This is a genomic window from Mycobacterium sp. IS-1556, from assembly GCF_001499985.1.
Lineage (GTDB): Bacteria > Actinomycetota > Actinomycetes > Mycobacteriales > Mycobacteriaceae > Mycobacterium.
In genome coordinates this window covers 84504-99918 of the sequence record NZ_LQIM01000002.1, presented here as the reverse complement: position 1 = coordinate 99918, position 15415 = coordinate 84504, and the positions used below count along the sequence as shown (strand labels likewise).

Here is a 15415-nt window from a genome sequence, read left to right as displayed (position 1 = left end):
ATGGTTCTGCAACAAACCGGGCCGTCGGACGGGTCCACGGAGACCGAAAACGGGGCGAAACCCGCGCCCGCCGTCGTGGCGGACACCCCGCTGACGGTGACCGCCCCGACGCCCTATGCGCCCGGCGGCGCGTTGCGGAACCCGTTTCCGCCGATCGCTGACTACGCGTTTTTGTCCGACTGCGAGAACACCTGCCTGATCTCCTCGGCCGGGTCCGTCGAGTGGCTGTGCGTGCCGCGGCCCGACTCGCCCAGCGTGTTCGGCGCGATCCTGGACCGCGGCGCCGGCCACTTCCGGCTCGGCCCGTACGGGGTGTCGGTGCCTTCGGCCCGCCGCTATCTGCCCGGCAGCCTGATCCTCGAGACGACGTGGCAGACCCACACCGGCTGGCTGATCGTGCGCGACGCGCTGGTGATGGGCCCCTGGCACGACCTGGAGGCGCGGTCGCGCACCCATCGCCGCACCCCCATGGACTGGGACGCCGAGCACATCCTGCTGCGCACCGTGCGATGTGTGAGCGGCACTGTCGAGTTGGTGATGAACTGCGAACCGGCGTTCGACTACCACCGGATCCCGGCCACCTGGGAGTACTCGGCTCAGGCCTACGGCGAGGCGATCGCGCGGGCCACCCGCGACGCCGACGCGCACCCGACGCTGCGGCTGACGACAAATCTGCGGCTCGGCCTCGAAGGCCACGAGGCGCGGGCGCGGACCCGGATGAAGGAGGGTGACAACGTCTACGTCGCGCTGTCCTGGTCCAAACATCCGGTGCCGCAGACCTACGACGAGGCTGCCGACCGCATGTGGCAGACCAGCGAGGCTTGGCGGCAATGGATCAACGTCGGCGACTTCCCCGACCATCCATGGCGGTCCTACCTGCAGCGCAGCGCGCTGACGCTCAAGGGGTTGACCTACTCCCCGACCGGCGCGCTGTTGGCGGCTCCCACCACGTCGTTACCGGAAACGCCTCGGGGCGAACGCAATTGGGACTACCGCTACGCGTGGGTGCGCGACTCGACGTTCGCGTTGTGGGGCCTCTACACGCTGGGCCTGGACCGCGAGGCCGACGATTTCTTCGCGTTCATCGCCGATGTGTCCGGAGCGAACAACGGTGAGCGCCATCCGCTTCAGGTGATGTACGCCGTCGGCGGGGAGCGCACACTGGTCGAGGAGGAGCTGCACCACCTGTCCGGTTACGACGGCGCGCGACCCGTGCGCATCGGCAACGGGGCCTACAACCAGATGCAGCACGACATCTGGGGCACCATGCTCGATTCGGTGTACCTGCACGCCAAGTCGCGCGAGCAGATCTCCGACACGTTGTGGCCGGTGCTCAAGCAGCAGGTCGAAGAGGCGATCAAGCATTGGAAGCAGCCCGACCGCGGGATCTGGGAGGTGCGTGGCGAACCGCAGCACTTCACCTCGAGCAAGATCATGTGCTGGGTGGCGCTGGACCGCGGCTCCAAACTGGCCGAACTGCAAGGCGAGAAGTCCTATGCCCAGCAGTGGCGCGCGATCGCCGAGGAGATCAAGGCCGACGTGCTCAAGAACGGCGTCGACTCGCGCGGTGTGCTGACGCAGCGCTACGGCGACGACGCGCTCGACGCCTCACTGCTGTTGGCGGTGCTGACCCGGTTCCTTCCGCCCGACGACCCGCGGGTGCGCGCCACCGTGTTGGCCATCGCCGACGAGCTCACCGAGGAAGGCCTGGTGCTGCGCTACCGCGTCGAGGAGACCGATGACGGGCTGTCCGGCGAGGAGGGCACCTTCACGATCTGCTCGTTCTGGCTGGTGTCGGCGCTGGTCGAGATCGGCGAGGTGAGCCGCGCCAAGCACCTGTGCGAGCGGCTGCTGTCGTTCGCCAGCCCGCTGCACCTGTACGCCGAGGAGATCGAGCCGCGCACCGGCCGGCATCTCGGCAACTTCCCGCAGGCGTTCACCCATCTGGCGTTGATCAACGCGGTGGTGCACGTAATCCGGGCCGAGGAGGAGGCCGACAGCTCCGGCGTGTTCGTGCCCGCCAACGCCCCGATGTAGGCCGAATCCGCAACTTGTTGCGTCCTTGGCGGGCTACCGTCGTCAGTACTGTCGGGCGCCCGCGCGGGTGCCAAGAGGATGACGGCCATGAGCATCGACGGCACCAAGACCACGCCTGCGGCGGCGCTACATCAACCCACCGAACAGATGTGGCGGGACATGTTGCCCCAACTCCGGACCTTCGTTCGCCGGCGGATCGCCGACCCCAACCGGGCCGACGATCTCCTGGCCGACATTCTGCTTCGCATTCACCAGAATGTGGGCGCGCTCAACGACGAGGAGAAGCTGCCGAACTGGACCTTGCGGATCGCCCGAAACGCGATCGTCGACGAGTACCGACGAGCAGGCCGGAACCGAGAACACCCGGTAACGACCTTGTCCGAACACTCCGCCCCCGCGCTCACCGACGAGGACGAGCCCGCCGCGCTTCACGAGCTGTCCGCTTGCCTGCGCCCGCTTCTCGCCGGGCTGCCGGTGGAGCAGCGGATGGCGGTGAAGATGATCGACCTCGATGGGATGAGCCAAGCCGAAGCAGCACAGCGAGCGGAGGTCTCGCTGTCCGGGATGAAGTCGCGCGTGCAGCGCGGGCGCCGACGGCTCGCCGAGCTGCTCGGGCAGTGCTGCGCACTGACGCTCGACGCTCGGGGCATGCCGATGGACTATGAGCCGCCACCGGGTTGCGAATGCGCTGGGCGCTGACTCCGCAGCCCGACTCGGCTTCTTTCAGGAGCAGCAGGTGCTTTCGACGGAATCGGTTGCCGCGCAGCTGGCCTCGCATACGGACAAGGGTGCGGCGTCGGGGTTCGCCGGGTTGTCGTCGGTGACAGCGTAGAACTCCCACCAGCCGAGCGGCACATCGGGCGCGGTGACGAACACCTTGTCCTGTGTTGCGTGACAACAGACGTCGTGCTCGGCGACCGCGATCTCGAGGCCGACGGCTCTGAAGCGCTCCTGTGCCGCGATGACCTGCTCGGCTGTGTCAGCTTCGACGCCGAGATGGTTGAGGGTCTCGTCTGCGCCGGGTTTTTCGATCAGCACCAGCTTCAACGGCGGGTCGTCGATCGCGAAGTTGGCGTAGCCATCACGCACCTTGTGCGGCGGTACGCCGAACATGCTCTCGTAGAACGCGGTCGCCGTCGAAACGTCATCGACGTTCAACGCGAGCTGGATTCGTGTGGTGGCCACAGTGACTCCTTTCAGGGGAAGTACTCGACGCCTGTTCTGACGCATGCGTGTGTCGACGGACGCACCGGCCGATGTGATCGTGCGTCTTTCTCGACGGAATGCGTCAGTAGATGTGAACACCGCTAGGCAATCGGCCTTGCGGGCAATCACGAAGGAAGTTCACCGTGGAGATTCGTAAAATTCTCGGTAAGTCGGTCGCGGCAGTCGCAATGTCCACAGCACTCGCCGGCTTCGGAGCTGACGTGGCTGAGGCCAGGCCCCGCGACGGAAGCTGCGCCGCGCTGCAGAATGCGGCCAGCCACGCCAAAGCCAACGCCGACCACTATTTTCGTCAGGGCGACAACGGAAATGCCCGCTATTGGCAGTCGGTGTACCAAAAGACGATTCAGAACATTCAGCGGCGGAACTGCTGAGAGCCTCGACGCTCGCTTCGCGATCGGATACGAAACCGCATAGCGGGTAGTCCGGCCAGATTGGCGGTCTCTCGAAAATCGGGGCTCCGGTCGAGCGTCTCATGTGACGGCATACGGTTGGCTACTTCTTCGCGGCGTTGCCGACCATGTCGGTGGCGATGGTGGCGGCCTCGTCGCCTATCGAGTAGCTGCACGCCCACGCCTCGACGGTCAGGTTCGACACCACCGACACCGCGTGCTGGCAGGCCCACCCGCCGGCGTCCGCCTGCGTCGTGAGCTGAGTGACCAAGTTGTCCTCGGCGCTCACCTCACCGACCTCCCACAGGTACGAGGTTCCCCCATCTGCCACTGCGACAGAGGAATTGGCGCAGCCTTCCCACGCCGACCTGGACTTGTCGAAGAACCGCTGCGCCTTGTCGGCCGAGGGGTAGAGCACCGCGGTCTGCTCGACCCAGTGGTCGTTGTCCTCGCCGGGTTCGCGCGCCACTTGGTCGCGTACGTCGGTCCACCCGCTGCCCGCGTACACCGGATCCTCGGCGCCGTAGATCGCGCCCAGGCAGTCGAGGTCGGAAACCTGCTCGGAGTGGTCGGTCATCTCGTCGAGTTCGCTGGTGACCTTCATCGTCGTTGCGCCCATGATCCCGTTCAGTTCACCGATGGACAGCAACACGTCGTCGAGGTCGGACTCGGCCAGCGGCGGCACGTCGAGGCGGCCGGCGTCCTGCCCGCGCACCGCGGTTCCCGAAACGGTGCTCACACAGCCGGCCAGCAAGACGGATACCGCCAGGAAGACCGCCGCGGCGGATATCCGGGTCGCCGTGCCGAATCGAGTCACCGCGTTATTGTGACCGACTCACCGCACATTCGTGGCGCGGCCGTCAATTCGGTCGCGAGGCGTCAGGAGGCACCGATTTTCTGCAGCATCAAGGCCGCGACCGCGGCGGCATCCCGGGCGCCGGTGGCGCTGGGTCCGGCCACGTCGGTGATTTCCACGTCCACGATGCAGTCCCCGGCGACGCCGAGCGCGCGCTGAATCGTCGACCCGGCGTCCTGCATCACCACCGCGGACACGATCCGGTTGTCGATGCCCACTTCGGTGATCCGGCTGGTGGCCTGCGCGCCACGCTCGGGCTGCTGCAGCACCAGCGTCCGCCCGTTGCAGCCGTGCCACTTGTCGGCCGAAGCGGCGAAGAAGGCTTGCGCGGCCGCGACATCGCCGAACTCGACCACCCCGAAGAAACCGGTGGCGGTCGGGCCGTTGGCGTCGCCTCCGGCCCATGACCGGCTTGCCACCGAGCGCACCGGGCTGGCCTGGTAAACCACCTTCTCCAACCGGTACCCGGTGCTCACACAGTCGACCGGGGTCGCCTCGGCCTCCCGCACACCCTGCAACAGCATGTCGGCGCCGCCGGTGACCAGTTGGCCCATGAAGCCGCTGGCGCCCAGTGTGGTGGCCAGTTCCTCGGCGGTCGGCAGCGCCCGGTCCAGCGCCCGGTGCGGGGACGGCTTGGCGGCTTCGGCGATGTGCACGACTGGCGCTTTGGCCGGCGGGGCCGAACAGCCGGCGAGTACCGCGATCGCGCCCAGCGCCGCCCCCATCGCCGCCCTGCGCATCGCAGCTACTTCTTGGCCTTGTCGGCGGACGAGTCGGTGGACAGGGCGGCGACGAACGCCTCCTGTGGCACCTCGACCCGGCCGATGGTCTTCATCCGCTTCTTGCCTTCCTTCTGCTTCTCGAGCAGCTTGCGCTTGCGCGTGATGTCGCCGCCGTAACACTTCGATAGCACGTCTTTGCGGATCGCGCGGATGTTTTCGCGAGCGATGATCTTCGATCCGATCGCCGCCTGCACCGGAACCTCGAACTGCTGACGCGGGATCAGCTCCTTGAGCTTGGTGGTCATCTTGTTGCCGTAGGCGTACGCCGACTCCTTGTGCACGATCGCCGAGAACGCGTCGACCGGCTCGCCCTGTAGCAGGATGTCGACCTTGACGAGTTCGGCCTCCTGCTCGCCGGCCTCCTCGTAATCGAGGCTGGCGTAGCCGCGGGTGCGCGACTTCAACGCGTCGAAGAAGTCGAAGATGATCTCGCCCAACGGCATCGTGTAGCGCAACTCCACCCGCTCCGGCGACAGGTAGTCCATGCCGCCGAGTTCACCGCGCCGCGACTGGCACAATTCCATGATCGTGCCGATGAACTCGCTGGGCGCGATGATCGTGGTCTTGACCACCGGCTCGTAGACCGTGCGAATCTTGCCGTCAGGCCAGTCCGACGGATTGGTGACGACGACTTCCGAACCATCTTCCAGCACAACGCGATACACGACGTTCGGCGACGTCGAGATCAGGTCGAGGTTGAACTCGCGTTCGAGGCGCTCGCGGGTGATCTCCATGTGCAGCAGGCCGAGAAAGCCGCTGCGGAAGCCGAACCCGAGCGCCACCGACGTTTCCGGTTCGTAGGTCAGCGCGGCGTCGTTGAGTTGCAGCTTGTCCAGCGCATCACGCAGCACCGGATAATCCGAGCCGTCAACGGGATACAGCCCCGAGTACACCATCGGCCGCGGTTCGCGGTATCCGGTGAGCGGTTCGGCGGCGCCGTGGCGCGCCGTCGTCACGGTGTCACCGACCTTGGACTGGCGCACGTCCTTCACACCGGTGATGAGGTAGCCGACCTCTCCAACACCCAAGCCCGCCGAGGCTTTCGGCTCCGGCGAGACGATGCCGACCTCGAGCAGTTCGTGGGTGGCGCCGGTGGACATCATCTTGATGCGTTCGCGCGGGATGATCTTGCCGTCGACGACGCGCACGTAGGTCACCACGCCGCGGTAGGTGTCGTAGACGGAGTCGAAGATCATGGCGCGGGCAGGCACGTCGGCCTCACCGGTCGGCGGCGGCACCTCGCGCACGACGTGGTCGAGCAGGTCGGCCACCCCGGCGCCGGTCTTGCCGGACACCCGCAGCACGTCGGTGGGCTCACAACCGATGATGTGGGCGAGTTCGGCGGCGTACCGGTCCGGGTCGGCCGCGGGCAGGTCGATCTTGTTGAGCACCGGGATGATCTGCAGGTCGCGGTCCAGCGCCAGGTAAAGGTTCGCCAGCGTCTGCGCCTCGATGCCCTGGGCGGCGTCGACGAGCAGCACTGCGCCTTCGCAGGCCTCCAGTGCCCGCGAGACCTCGTAGGTGAAGTCGACGTGGCCGGGAGTGTCGATCAGGTGCAGCACGTATTCGTCGTCACCGATGCGCCACGGCAGCCGGACGTTCTGCGCCTTGATCGTGATGCCGCGTTCACGCTCGATGTCCATCCGGTCGAGGTATTGCGCGCGCATGTCCCGATCGGCGACGACGCCGGTGAGTTGCAGCATCCGATCGGCCAGCGTCGACTTGCCGTGATCAATATGGGCGATGATGCAGAAGTTCCGGATCTGCGCCGGCGCCGTGAACGTCTGATCGGCGAAATTGCTGATTGGAAATCTCCTGGTAGGACGGTCCTGCGGGTGCCAACAGCGTATCGAGGGCAAGGCCCGAGCACACAATCGCGCGGTCGGACGCTCGCTTATGCTCGGGACATGGCTCCGCCGTGGAGAACATTCCAGAAGTTCGCGGAGAATTTGGTGTTCAACGAGGCGCCGAAGTTCATCCGTCAGATCGGCCAGTCCGACACCGTGCAGCGCGGTATCCAGCAGGGCATCAAGATCGGCCTGGACGCGATCGCCGGCACCGCGAAAGAGGAGGCGCCCGCGATCACCGCTGGACGGCCGGTCAGCCGCAACTTCGTGCCGACCGCACACCGCGCCCGCAAGGTCGTATACGCGCCGGACCTGGACGGCCGCGCCGACCCCGGCGAGATCGTGTGGACGTGGGTGGTCTACGAGGACGATCCGACGCAGGGCAAGGACCGTCCCGTGCTGGTCGTCGGGCGGGACCGCTCGACGTTGCTCGGCCTGATGCTGTCCAGCCAGGACCACCATCGCGAGGATCCGAACTGGATCGGCATCGGCAGCGGCACCTGGGACTACGAGGGCCGGCAGAGTTGGGTGCGGCTGGACCGGGTGCTCGACGTGCCCGAGGCCGGCATCCGGCGCGAAGGCGCGATCCTCACGCGCGAGAGGTTCGAAGCGGTCGCGACCCGCCTCCGCACCGAATACTCCTGGAGCTGACTCGCTTTCCTGCCGCGAGGAGACGCAAAGTGCTCCATTTTCTCTGCGTGGCGGGGGTTTTTGCGTCTGTTCGGCGAAGAGCTAGCGCGGCTCGCGCCACATCGACCACATGCTGGGGCCGCCGTCGGGCAACTTGATCTCGCCGGTGACCTCGAACCCGAAGCGCTGGTAGTACGGGATGTTGTCGGGGTTGCTGGACTCGAGATAGGCCGGCGCGTACTCGGCGTCGCACCGATCGAGTCGCGAGCGCATCAGGGCCTGGCCGAAGCCGGTCCCACGGACACTCGGATCGCTGCCGATCACCGCCAGATACCAGTGCGGCTCCTCCGGATGATGCTTCTTCATCAGCTCGGATACCTGCTGACCGCGTCTGACCCGCGAGCCGAACGCCCGGATGAAGCCGGGCATCATCAGCAGCTCCTCGAGGCGCCCCTGCTTCCACTGTCCCGGCGGAGCCCACAGCGCTGCGGCGCCGATCCGTCCGCCACCGGCCACCTCGACGGCGTCGGTTCGCAGGAAGTGGTGTCGGGTCATGGTCGCGAACATCCGCGCGAGGCCGCGAGCCCGTGCGCCGTCGTCCGGCAGCATCCACATCATCACCGGGTCCGGATAGAACGCGCGGCCCAATACCTCCGACAAGGTGCGGACATCGCGCCGCCGGGCGGGCGCAACCTCGACGTCAGCCACGGGTGATGTAGGCCTGCAACTGCTCCTGCTGCGTTTCGAGCTCTTCCATCCGCGTCTTGACCACATCGCCGATGCTGACGATGCCCGCCAGCCTGCCGTTCTCCATCACGGGCACGTGCCGGACCCGGTTCGTCGTCATCAACGCGCTCAGGCTGTCGACCGAATCGTCTGGTGCGCAGGTCGCCACGAAGCTGGTCATGATTTCTGACACCGGCCGTCGCAGCAGGTCGGCGCCGTGCGCATGCAGGGCGCGCACGACGTCGCGCTCGGAGACGATGCCCACCACACCGTCGGGCGACACCACCACCATCGCGCCGATGTTGTGCACGGCCAACTCGGTGAGCAACCCCGCGACCGACGTCTCCGGGGTAATCGTGGCCACCGCGGCGCCCTTGCTCCGCAACACGTCCGCGATCCGCATCCTTGCCTCCGCTCGTGATGTACCTCACAGGCTAGGTGCGGCGCGGTCGACGCGGAAGGGTTTGCACGGTTGCAACCGGGTCACGCCTGCGCAACGCTGCTTTGCGCGGCGGCGGGCCGGCAATGGCGAGTTTTCGACGCGTCCGTCAGGTATATGTGGGCCATGATCGAGGTGACGCTGCTCGGCACCGGAAGCCCCATCCCCGACGCGCGCCGGGCCGGGCCGTCGACTCTGGTGCGTGCGGGCGGACAGACGTTTCTGGTGGACTGCGGCCGCGGCGTACAACAACGCCTGACCGCCGCGGGCGCCGCCGCCAACGGGTTGTCGGCGCTGCTGCTGACCCACCTGCACAGCGACCACATCGCCGATCTGGGCGACGTGATCATCACCCGTTGGGTGTCCACCTTCACCCCCGACCCCGCCCCGTTGCAGATCATCGGGCCGCCGGGCACCGCCGAGGTGGTCGACGCCACGCTCAAGGCGTTCGGCTTCGACATCGGATACCGCATCTCCCACCACGCCGATCTGACGACGCCGCCTCCGGTGCAGGTGCACGAGTACACCGACGGTGAAGTGTGGAACAGCGACGGGGTGAGGATCCGGGTCGCGCCGACCGACCACCGGCCCGTCGCGCCGACGATCGGCTTCCGTGTCGAGCACGCCGACGCGTCAGTTGTCCTGGCCGGCGACACGGTGCCATGCGAAAGCCTCGATGAGCTGGCGGCGGGCGCAGGGGCGTTGGTGCACACCGTCATTCGCAAGGATCTGATCGACGAGATGCCCATGCAGCGCATCCGCGACATCTGCGATTACCACTCCTCGGTCGAGGAGGCGGCGACGACCGCGGCGCGCGCGGGGGTCGGGATCCTCATCCTGACGCACTACGTGCCGGGCATCGAGGCCGGACAGGAAGACGATTGGCGCGCGCTGGCCGCGGCGGTGTTCGACCGCCAGATCGAAATCGGTGACGACCTGCATCGCGTCGAAGTGCATCCCGGGGTCGGCGCGAAGCCGGCCGGGTGAGGGCGACGGCCGACCGGGTCGGGCCGGCGGCCGGCGGGCTCGCTTTGGGCATTTGCCCATTGCGCTGGTAACCTGAACCCTCGCTGCCCGCACACCGGGCGCCTACCAGACTTTGGGAAACTCCAACGGGATTTACGAAGGACTACACGCGTGGCCAACATCAAGTCGCAGGAAAAGCGGATCAAGACCAACGAGCGCCGCAGGCTGCGCAACAAGTCGGTCAAGTCGTCGCTTCACACGGCGGTCCGCGGATTCCGGGAGGCCGTCGAGGCCGGCGACAAGGACAAGGCTCGCGACCTGCTGGCGTCGACCAGCCGCCAGCTCGACAAGGCCGCCAGCAAGGGCGTCATCCACAAGAACCAGGCCGCGAACCGCAAATCGGCTTTGGCCTCGGCGTTCAACAAGCTCTGATCTTTATCGCCGAGTGCACGGCTGGTGTACACGAATCGCGAGAATCGGTACGTGAGGCGTGCACTCGACGCAATCAAGCCGCTCAGTCCGCGACGAGTTCGGCGACGCTCCTGACGGTTGCCTCCAACGCGTATTCCGGGTCGGCCGCTGCGCCCTTGACATCCGCATTGAGCGCGGCCACCAACCGCATCGCCTCGGCGACCGAGGTGTTCGACCACCGCCGCGCCTGCTTTTGCGCCTTCTGCACCCGCCACGGCGGCATGCCCAGCTCTGAGGCCAGCCGGTAGGGATCGCCCGACAACGGCCGCACCCGGGCGATGGTGTGCACGGCTTCGGCCAGCGCATCGGCCAGCACGACGTGCGGTTCGCCGCGCATCATCGCCCACCGCAGCGCTTCAGCGGCTCCCGCGACGTCCCCGATGACGGCCTTGTCGGCGATGTCGAACCCCTTCACCTCCGCCTTGCCCGAGTGGTAGCGGCGCACCGCCGCCGCGTCGACCGCGCGGCCGGTGTCGGTGACCAACTGCGAACACGCCGCCGCCAGTTCCCGGATGTCTGACCCGATCGCGTCGAGCACTGCGGTGACCGTGTCGTCACCCACCTTGACCTTCAGGGCACGGAACTCACGCCGGACGAAGTCGGCGCGCTCGGCGGCCTTGACGATCCGCGCGCAGGGATGCACCTGCGCGCCCAGTTTCTTGAGTTGATCGGCGAGCACCTTCGCGCGGCCGCCACCGGAGTGCACGACGACGAGCACGGTGCCGGGCGGCAGATCGGCTGCGGCGTCGGCGATCAGTGCGACCGCGTCTTTGCCCGCTTCCGCCGCCGACTCCAGCACCACGACCCGCTCGTCGGCGAACAACGACGGGCTCAGTAGTTCGGCGAGTTCGCTTGTGCTGACGTCGCCCGCACGCAACCGGTCAACCGGGATGTCGTGGCTGCCTGCCTGCTTGCGCGCGCCCCGCAGAACCGTCGCTACCGCGCGTTCGACCAGCAATTCCTCGTCTCCGAGCACCAGATGCAATCGCGACGCTTCGCTCACCCCACGATCGTGTCACGGCCGCCTGACAGCAGCCCCGCCACCGTCCACGCCAGCAGGCACACCGCGGCGGCGCACGCGCCGGCGCGCACCCAGCGCGAGCGCCAGGCCACCACCGCCCCGACGCCCGCGGCGGCGAGCAGCACCACCCCCGGCAGCCCCGACGGCACGGGCACCGAGGATCCGGGAATGCCGGCCGCCCAGCGGGCTACGTGCAACAGCCACCACAGCTCCGGCCCGGTGAAGCGAATCAACAGGTCGGCACCGGAGGGCCAGACGCGACCCAGCGCGGCCGCGGCGGTGCCGACGACGGTGATCGGCGGAATCACCGGCGCGACCGCGACATTGGCCGCGACCGACACGATGCTGAACGTGCCTGCCATCCCCGCGACGAGCGGAGCGGTGACCAGTTGCGCGGCGGTGGCCACGCTGACCGCGTCGGCGGCCGGCTTGGGCCAGCCGCGGTCGACGAGTCGCCGCGACCACACCGGGGCAAGTACGACGAGGGCCGCGGTCGCCGACACCGACAGCGCGAAACCGACGTCGACCGCCAGTTCCGGCGATGCGATCAACAACACCAACACGCTGGCCGACAACGCCGGAATCGCCTGCCGGCGCCGATGCGTCAGCACCGCCAACAAGGTGATCGCGCCCATCACGGCGGCGCGCAGCACACTCGCCGTCGGCTGCACGACCACGACGAACGCGAGCAACGCGACCGCAGCGAGGGCGACTGCGGCCCGCGGGCCGACCAGTCCAGCCGTCAACAGCACCGCCCCGCACACGATCGTCACGTTGGCGCCGGAGACCGCGGTCAGATGCGTCAGGCCGGCGGCACGGAAGTCGGCCGTCGTCTGTTTCGGCACCGCCGAGGTGTCGCCGAGCACCAGCGCGGGCAGCATCGCGGCCTGCTCAGCAGGCAGTGACCGTCGTGCCGCGTCGGCGAATGTCGCGCGGATTTCGTGGGCGGCGCGGTGGACCGCGGCCGCCTCGCCGTAGGTGGGCTCACCGGTCGCCGACAGCACCGCCACGCTGAGGTCGCGTCGGGTCGGCCGGCCGATTCGGGCCCGGAATGCCACGGGTGTGCCGGCCGTCAGGTCGGCGACGCCGGAGGTCGACGCGAAGACCACCACCCGGCCCGACATTTCGCGACCGTCCAACCGCAGCAGCGAGCCGCGGAACACCGTCCGGTTGCCGCCGAGCGCTCGGGGGCTCTCCGTCGGCGCGACGACGACGGCGGCGGCCGTGCCGTAGCGCTGGGCGACCGGGTGGTCGCGCAGTTGGTCGACCTGCAGACCGATCGCGATCGCGAACGCGGCGGCCACCACTGCGACCGCGCCGACACCCGCGCCCGCCCCCGTTCCGTCGGCCTGCGCTCGGCGGCTACTACGTCCACCCCACCAACCCAGCGCCGCAGCCGTCGCCACCGCCCCGACAGCGGCGGCAACCGCTCCGCCGATGTGCCAGACGATCCCGGCGGCGGTCACCGCCCAGCTGGTCAACGCCGCCGGTACCAGCCGTAGATCGAGCGGGGTCCCAACGGCGTCCGCCACCGTCGTCAGACATGGACGAGGTTGCGCAGCTTGTCCAGCCGCGCCGGTCCGATACCGTCCACGTCACCGAGCTGATCGACGCTGGTGAACCGGCCATTCGCGTCGCGCCACGCCACGATCGCCGCAGCGGTCACCGGACCGATGCCGGGCAGCGTGTCGAGTTGTTCGACGGTCGCGGTGTTCAGGTTCACCTTTTCGCCCGGCGGTTTGTCGCCGGTCCCGGTCGGCGGTGCGTCCGCCGATGCGGTCGCCGCCGCACCCGGACTGACCGAGCTGCCCATGGCGGCCGGCTCGCCTGGTGGCGCCGCGATACCGACGACGATCTGCTCGCCGTCGGTGATCCGTCTGGCCATGTTGAGTCCCACCATGTCTGCGCCCTCCAGCGGCCCGCCCGCCGCGGCGACCGCGTCGGCGATCCGGGCGCCCGCTTCGAGCGTGACCAGCCCGGGCTTGTGCACCAGGCCCACGACACTGACGACCACGGGCTCATCCGACGTCGAGTTCGCCGCATCCGCTGTCGGGCTCGCCGACGAAACCATCTGCACGGGCGGGAGTTTGGCCGCTGTCACCGCGGGGGTGTCGTCACGCACCAGCACGAACACCGTGATCAGCACCGCGACGACTCCTACCCCGGCGAGCGCAAGGACACCGACGCGACCGGGATCGGCGCGCACCGCAGCGATCCAACCCGCTGCGCCGTTTCCGGTGGTTTCCGGCAGCCAGCGGGTCAGCGACGTGTCCGGTTGGCGCTCCTCGACGTCGGTGTCGGCCTCTACTTCTGCGCCCAGCCGGCGCTGCAGGCGCTCGGCGGCCAATTCGGTTCGCATGTTGCCGAAGATAGGTGCGCACGCCGACCGCAAGCCCCGTCGATGACAGGCGACGACGCGCCCTGTGGATGAAGTGAGCGTTGGGGATAACGGCGGTCTACAGTGTTGCTGTGGATCGTCGAGTCCCGATGGTCGCGGCCATCGCATTCGCCGTTCTGTATACCGTTGCGCTGCTGATGGTTCCGGCGCTACCGGGCATCGACAAGCCGGGTCTCGACATCGTCACCCACATCCAGGAGAACGCCGGTGCCATGCGCACTCAGGCGCTGTTGGTGGCGTTCGGCTCGCTGGCCCTGGTGGTGGTCCTCGGCCATGCGCGCGACCGGCTGGCGGGGCCGTATGCCTTCGTGTTCACGATCGGCTCCGGCGTGATTCTCGTCCAGATCAGCATCGCCACCTGGTTCACCTCAGGGTTGGCGTTGCATCCCGGCGAACTGGGCTCCGGGACCGCGCGGACGATCACCGACATCGTCACGATGTGGGGACCCATGCTCACCGTGGCCGACATCATGGTTGCCGCACCGATTTTGTTGGCGGCCAACGAAGGTCGTTTTCCACGTTGGCTTGGGATCGTCGCCGCCGCCTTCGCCGTCGAGCAGCTCATCGAGACGATCACGATCATCGGACCGCCGGGGAGCTTCATCTCGCCGGGCGGACCGATGAACCTTTACCTCGGCGGGCCGTTGTTCATCTTGTTCTTCCTGGCACTCGGCGTGGCGCTGTTTCTGCCCGCGGAAACCGAGGCGCTCGCCGAACAAGCCGACGAATCGGCCGGGCCTGACGCGGTCGAGAACACCGAACCGGACCCGGAATAGCCGGCCGAACCGGACGTAGCCACTAGCATTCCTCCGGTGACGACGTTGCAGCGATACACCGACCGTCGCGTGCTGATCACCGGGGCCGGGTCGGGCATCGGCCAGGCGACGGTCCTGCGGATTCTCGACGAGGGCGGCACGGTCGTCGCCGCCGACGTCAGCGAGACCGGGTTGGCCGACACCGAGGCCAAGGCGGATGGGGCCGCTGACCGGCTCACCACCGTGGTGGTCGACGTCGGCAGCGAGGAATCCGTGTCCGCCGGGGTGTCTCGCGCCGTAGCGGCGATGAACGGTCTGGACGCTCTCGTCAACGCGGCGGGCATCCTTCGGTCTTCGCACTTCGCCGACACCACCCTCGCCGACTTCGAGCACGTGTTGCGGATCAACCTCATCGGCACGTTTCTCGTCACCCGCGAGGCGCTACCCGCCCTGCGCGACGGCACTGCACCCGCGGTCGTCAACTTCAGTTCCACCTCAGCGAACTTCGCGCACCCGTACATGTCGGCGTACGCCGCCTCCAAAGGCGGCATCCAGGCCATGACGCACACGTTGGCCTTGGAGTTCAGCAAGGTAGGCATCCGATTCAACTGCGTGCAGCCGGGATCGATCTCCTCTGGAATGACCGACGGGTCAGGGCAATCCGGGCAGAGCGCCGGACCTGGACTGCCGGAAGATGCGGACTATACGTTGTTCGGCAAGATCATGCCGACGCTCGCCATCGACGGCGACGCCATGTTCGCCAAGCCCGACGCGGTGGCGGCCGTGGTCGCCATGCTCGCGGCGCCGGAAGCCTACTTCGTCACCGGCACGGAGGTCCGCATCGACGGCGGCACCCACATGTAGTCACCCT

General features: G+C 67.9%; 16 protein-coding genes and 1 pseudogene. 8 read left to right on the top strand and 9 right to left on the bottom strand.

Annotated features, from left to right (window positions below):
* Window positions 1-2037: a glycoside hydrolase family 15 protein gene (locus tag AU187_RS03590; RefSeq protein WP_059102423.1), complete on the top strand. Its 2037-nt coding sequence runs from the start codon at window positions 1-3 to the stop codon at window positions 2035-2037.
* An 87-nt stretch (window positions 2038-2124) separates the two neighbouring features.
* Entirely contained in the window at window positions 2125-2736 is a 612-nt protein-coding gene (locus AU187_RS03585) for a sigma-70 family RNA polymerase sigma factor (protein WP_156425424.1), read from the top strand.
* A 24-nt stretch (window positions 2737-2760) separates the two neighbouring features.
* On the opposite strand, the gene AU187_RS03580 is transcribed toward AU187_RS03585, so the two are convergent.
* Window positions 2761-3222, bottom strand: coding sequence for an ArsI/CadI family heavy metal resistance metalloenzyme (locus tag AU187_RS03580; RefSeq protein WP_059102421.1), 462 nt, complete (start codon window positions 3220-3222; stop codon window positions 2761-2763).
* A gap of 164 nt (window positions 3223-3386) precedes the next feature.
* On the opposite strand from AU187_RS03580, the gene AU187_RS03575 reads away from it, so the two are divergent.
* The gene (locus AU187_RS03575) at window positions 3387-3635 is read left to right on the top strand and encodes a hypothetical protein (RefSeq protein ID WP_059102420.1); all 249 of its coding nucleotides are present in this window, start codon (window positions 3387-3389) and stop codon (window positions 3633-3635) included.
* A 121-nt stretch (window positions 3636-3756) separates the two neighbouring features.
* Here the strand turns inward: AU187_RS03575 and AU187_RS03570 are convergent, their stop codons facing one another.
* The 3 genes and pseudogenes from AU187_RS03570 to lepA all read right to left on the bottom strand — a co-directional run bounded on the left by AU187_RS03570 (window position 3757) and on the right by lepA (window position 7220).
* Window positions 3757-4470 (bottom strand): sensor domain-containing protein, encoded by a 714-nt coding sequence (locus AU187_RS03570; RefSeq protein ID WP_059102419.1) that lies wholly within the window; start codon window positions 4468-4470, stop codon window positions 3757-3759.
* A 62-nt stretch (window positions 4471-4532) separates the two neighbouring features.
* On the bottom strand, window positions 4533-5249 hold the full coding sequence (locus tag AU187_RS03565) for a sensor domain-containing protein (protein ID WP_059102418.1): 717 nt from the start codon (window positions 5247-5249) through the stop codon (window positions 4533-4535).
* Window positions 5250-5254: 5 nt separating this feature from the next.
* Window positions 5255-7220, bottom strand: a pseudogene (gene lepA / locus AU187_RS03560) (translation elongation factor 4).
* On the opposite strand from lepA, the gene AU187_RS03555 reads away from it, so the two are divergent.
* Entirely contained in the window at window positions 7199-7789 is a 591-nt protein-coding gene (locus AU187_RS03555) for a type II toxin-antitoxin system PemK/MazF family toxin (RefSeq protein WP_059102416.1), read from the top strand. The pseudogene lepA and the gene AU187_RS03555 sit on opposite strands and share 22 nt — an antisense overlap.
* Window positions 7790-7870: 81 nt before the next feature.
* Here AU187_RS03555 and AU187_RS03550 read toward each other — a convergent pair whose 3' ends face one another.
* Window positions 7871-8476, bottom strand: coding sequence for a GNAT family N-acetyltransferase (locus AU187_RS03550; RefSeq protein ID WP_059102415.1), 606 nt, complete (start codon window positions 8474-8476; stop codon window positions 7871-7873).
* A complete protein-coding gene (locus AU187_RS03545; protein WP_059102414.1) occupies window positions 8469-8897 on the bottom strand; it encodes a CBS domain-containing protein in 429 nt (142 codons plus the stop codon). The genes AU187_RS03550 and AU187_RS03545 overlap by 8 nt, the downstream gene beginning before the upstream one ends.
* A gap of 162 nt (window positions 8898-9059) precedes the next feature.
* On the opposite strand from AU187_RS03545, the gene AU187_RS03540 reads away from it, so the two are divergent.
* Together AU187_RS03540 and rpsT are read left to right on the top strand one after the other, a co-directional pair.
* Window positions 9060-9920, top strand: coding sequence for a ribonuclease Z (locus AU187_RS03540; RefSeq protein WP_059102494.1), 861 nt, complete (start codon window positions 9060-9062; stop codon window positions 9918-9920).
* 150 nt (window positions 9921-10070) lie between these two features.
* The gene (gene rpsT / locus AU187_RS03535) at window positions 10071-10331 is read left to right on the top strand and encodes a 30S ribosomal protein S20 (RefSeq protein ID WP_059102413.1); all 261 of its coding nucleotides are present in this window, start codon (window positions 10071-10073) and stop codon (window positions 10329-10331) included.
* 82 nt (window positions 10332-10413) lie between these two features.
* On the opposite strand, the gene holA is transcribed toward rpsT, so the two are convergent.
* The 3 genes from holA to AU187_RS03520 are packed head-to-tail and all read right to left on the bottom strand — an operon-like array spanning window position 10414 to window position 13750.
* Entirely contained in the window at window positions 10414-11355 is a 942-nt protein-coding gene (gene holA, locus AU187_RS03530; RefSeq protein ID WP_172800150.1) for a DNA polymerase III subunit delta, read from the bottom strand.
* Between the two features lie 14 nt (window positions 11356-11369).
* Window positions 11370-12923 (bottom strand): ComEC/Rec2 family competence protein, encoded by a 1554-nt coding sequence (locus AU187_RS03525; protein ID WP_059102411.1) that lies wholly within the window; start codon window positions 12921-12923, stop codon window positions 11370-11372.
* A 5-nt stretch (window positions 12924-12928) separates the two neighbouring features.
* Window positions 12929-13750, bottom strand: a complete 822-nt coding sequence (locus tag AU187_RS03520) for a ComEA family DNA-binding protein (RefSeq protein ID WP_059166241.1) — start codon at window positions 13748-13750, stop codon at window positions 12929-12931.
* Window positions 13751-13860: 110 nt separating this feature from the next.
* On the opposite strand from AU187_RS03520, the gene AU187_RS03515 reads away from it, so the two are divergent.
* Window positions 13861-14565: a hypothetical protein gene (locus tag AU187_RS03515; protein WP_156442318.1), complete on the top strand. Its 705-nt coding sequence runs from the start codon at window positions 13861-13863 to the stop codon at window positions 14563-14565.
* Window positions 14566-14601: 36 nt separating this feature from the next.
* Window positions 14602-15408, top strand: coding sequence for an SDR family NAD(P)-dependent oxidoreductase (locus tag AU187_RS03510; RefSeq protein ID WP_172800148.1), 807 nt, complete (start codon window positions 14602-14604; stop codon window positions 15406-15408).
* Window positions 15409-15415 lie beyond the last annotated feature (7 nt).